Source organism: Limnohabitans sp., from assembly GCF_040400975.1.
Lineage (GTDB): Bacteria > Pseudomonadota > Gammaproteobacteria > Burkholderiales > Burkholderiaceae_C > Limnohabitans_A.
The window spans coordinates 1-3,402 of the sequence record NZ_JBBAPF010000062.1 but is presented as its reverse complement, the minus strand read 5'-3'; the positions used below and the strand labels follow the sequence as shown (position 1 = coordinate 3,402).

Annotated in this window: 3 protein-coding genes; all 3 read left to right on the top strand. The window is 57.2% G+C overall.

From position 1 onward, the window contains the following. The first annotated feature begins 358 nt into the window (after positions 1-358). Positions 359-1,513, top strand: a complete 1,155-nt coding sequence (locus tag ABWQ00_RS15685) for a hypothetical protein (RefSeq protein WP_353239591.1) — start codon at positions 359-361, stop codon at positions 1,511-1,513. 18 nt (positions 1,514-1,531) lie between these two features. Then, positions 1,532-2,824 carry a hypothetical protein gene (locus tag ABWQ00_RS15680; RefSeq protein ID WP_353239590.1) on the top strand — a complete coding sequence of 431 codons (1,293 nt, stop codon included), beginning with the start codon at positions 1,532-1,534 and terminating at the stop codon, positions 2,822-2,824. Between the two features lie 119 nt (positions 2,825-2,943). After that, positions 2,944-3,402: hypothetical protein (locus ABWQ00_RS15675; protein WP_353239589.1), on the top strand; the 459-nt coding region annotated here is incomplete at its 3' end.

The following is a 3,402-nucleotide window of genomic DNA, read 5'->3' as shown; positions in this document are numbered from 1 at the left end:
CTGAACCGGAATTTCTGAACCGCTTGAATTTCTGAACCGGAATTTCTGAACCGCTGTAACTCCCGAACCGGGGCTGTAACTCCCGAACCGGGGGCTGTAACTCCCGATTCGGGGCTGTAACTCCCGATTCGGGGGCTGTAACTCCCGGTTCGTTTTTTTTTTGCGGTCCGGAAAATTCCGGTTCATTTTTCTGAACCGCTGTAACTCCCGAACCGGGGGCTGTAACTCCCGGTTCGGGCTTTTTGTTCTGACTGTTTCAGAGTCCAGTTTGCACACATCGAGGTTGCGTCAGGGATGAGATAGGTAGTCAGGCAAGGTGTGTGGGCACACGTTGCATTTGCCATCTGCGGGTGTCCCCATGGCTGCTCCATCGGTCCGCAGTGCTGGGAGTGGCTCCAAGGGCAGCGCTCCCACGACAGTGGACGGCACCGTCTTCCTGAAGGTGCGGCAATGCCCGATGTCTGGCAAGAAAAACACTGACTACAATGTCATCGGCCGTGGCAAATTCGGGCCTGACTATTCCAAGTTCATGATTTGGCACAGGGGCAGTGCCCAGAATCCGGATGGAAAGTTCGAGCGGGTCAGCCTCTTGACGTGGCAGCACGGCGGCTTTGCAGATAAGTGGCACGATCCCGATATGTTTGTCAAGCAGCTCCAATCAGACACAAACTTGCAGCGCGAGTTTGACGCCGCCTACAAAACAATGGTGGCCATAATTGAGGAGGGCCGCATGCGCTTCAGACTTGGGGAGAAGGAAAGGGTAAATTTGCGCCTGGAAGAGGCGCGCAAGACGACTGTCAAGACCTTTGCCAAGACCGAACTCAACCTGAAGACCCCCTTCCGGGCGGTCGAGAGGACGGTCTACGAGCGGGCGCACCCAGGGCGGATTGAGAAACGAGGGATGAAAGTTGCAACGTGCAAAAAAGACGGCAAGCCCATTGAGGTAGTTCTCATCCCCAAGCTTCCTCATGGCCACTTCGACCTCGAAGCCAATGACATCCAGGGCGCAATCATGGAGACAACTGTGGACGATGGTGAAGCAGCAATCAGGGCTGACCAGATGAAGGACAAGTTTGAGTCCGTGGTGTCGGGTGCGCTCAAAGAGGTGAATCAGTCTCTCGGAAACGCCCTGCTGGAGGAAGAGGCCGAGGTCAGCGAGGCCGAGAATGTACGAGAGCGGACAGACAACGAAGACACTAGCACGGAGGGTGATCCCATGGAGGAGGGTGAGGACCTGACATTTGTGAGGGAAACTTTCTTCGCACAGTCATCAGCGACTCCACCATCACATAAGCAGAGCAAGAAGCCCCCAAAACGTGCAAACCCGCTTGCGCCTTCGCCTTCACCCGTCAAGGCAGCCCGGTCGGAGTCGCCGGCCACGCTGCCCAGCGCAGTTGCTGCAAGCGCAAGCCGTGCGACTTCGAAGGCGGCGACGCCCAGGCCCGCCAAGACCAAGCCTGCCAATGAGCCGCAGCAAGCAGCAGGAAAGTTCGAGGGCAAGTCTCCTCGATAAATCCTGGACAAGTTTGGCTTGCACTTGATTCTTCAAGATCTGGAGGAGGCCGAGCGGTTGATGGGCCATGCGGAGCTGAATCGCCGCATGATCGACGAGGCCCTCTACTCCAATGCATTGAAGGACTTCCAGAAGAAGACCTCCGTTGCGCACAAGGCCGTTGTGAACTTGGACATCAAGATCAAGAAGTGGTCCCACGTCCCGGAGGATCTGTTGGACTATGTGCAAGCTCTGCGCAGTAAAACCGGTGCCATGAATGATGCCTCCAAGACGTTCCTTTGCGGCAAAAGGGTTGGCGGCAACCCGGAGAAGATGCGGACCGTCATCGCGGCCCTGACGGAGTTGTCACTCGATGTGCCTGAGGCGTGGAATGGCATGTTGCTCGTGGAAAGCATCCGGGACCATGTGCGCTTCAACCAGGTGGATGACATGATAGCCGTGTTCAAAGAGGCGGCTGGCTCCACGGAGGAGTCGTCGTTGCATCTTGTCGAAACAGCGGCGGAGGCTATCAAAGGTTTGGCGCTCAAGTTGCCATCCCCCATCGAAGACGCGCAGGAGGGAGTCTTGTTGTGCCTAAAAGAATTAGCAGGGGGCCTTGCTCAGCTCGAGGGGCTAGGGGATGACGCAATGGCAGACTGCGCCATCTTGGCCGAAGTGCTCGGCTTCGGTCCCACAAGCCGGGCGAAGCAGAACAAAGCCCTGGCCGATCTGCAGCACATGCGGCAGGACTTGAGCGGCTACCATGGAGTTCTGAAGGGCTTCCTTGCAACGGAGAACTTCGGCTCTTTGGCGGCATGGGTCGAAAGTGGTGTGGATGATCAGGAGTCGACCTTGCTTTGCAGCCAGCTGAAAGACTCGTTCCAGAACCTTGCCAAAGAGGACGTGCTCGCGGACGAGCGTTCACGCTTCAACGCATTGCTTCAACAGGCGCTCTCCACCATGGCTGGGGATCAGGAAGGAAACGTCAAAGCAACTGTCAAACAGGTTCTTGGAGGGCTGGCTGAGTGCATGAATGCGGTACCGAACAAACTGGAGGATCATGTACAAGAGGCATGTGCATTGTGCGACTTACCCAAGGCCCAGGCAAAGTCGAAGGTGGAGTCGGCGGCATCTTCCATCAAGGTTCTGATTGGCAAGCTCTTTCGCCGGGCCGTGTTTGACATCGACGACCTCCTTTCCGGCATGAGCGCTGAGGCATCCGCAAAGCTGCTGACGAAGACATCCATGGCAGATGCCGTGGGGATGTTGCGGAAGATCCATGCCACCATCCTGGCAAACAAAAGGCTCTGCTGGACGCCGGCTTGGATATAGCCGGCGCCGTGCGCGGACAGGGCACCCCGCAATATATTGCAACGCGTCTCCAAGCTGGGGATGCTGTGCTTGACAAGGCAGGCACACTGAACGATTCCACTGCCTCCGCATGGTCACGGATGAAGAAGCTCGTCCAGGAAAAGGCATCGGCTGACATGTTAGAGGTGAGTGGTGAAGCGACCCGGCGCTTCAAGGAGCTTGCCAAGGAGGTCGCCCAGAGGTGCATTGACATCGGGCCTGAGAGCCCGGATGCGGAACAAGAAGCGCTTGTGTCTTCGTTGAAGGAGCGCGGGCACAAGGCCATGCAGGTGTGCGCCTGGTCTGCCACCCCTCAACTGGACAAGGAGAGTGTGTTCTGTGGGATGGCTGTCATCGGCTCTATCTGCCTGTGGACCAAGGCCATCCTGAGTCTGAAGGAAGAGCCGGGAAAGAGTTTCTTCCTCGATGGCAACCTCAAGAACGCGTTCGAACAGCTTGGCGATCTGGACATAACGCAGCCCAAGCTCGTGTGGGCCCTGGGGGAGGAGCTGGCAGCGAAGTTCGTCACGCATGCCAACATGATCAAGGGACTCGCAGTG

Excerpts from the sequence above, each read along its gene's own strand:
- ABWQ00_RS15685 (WP_353239591.1), top strand. The coding sequence starts at position 359 with ATGGCTGCTCCATCGGTCCGCAGTGCTGGGAGTGGCTCCAAGGGCAGC.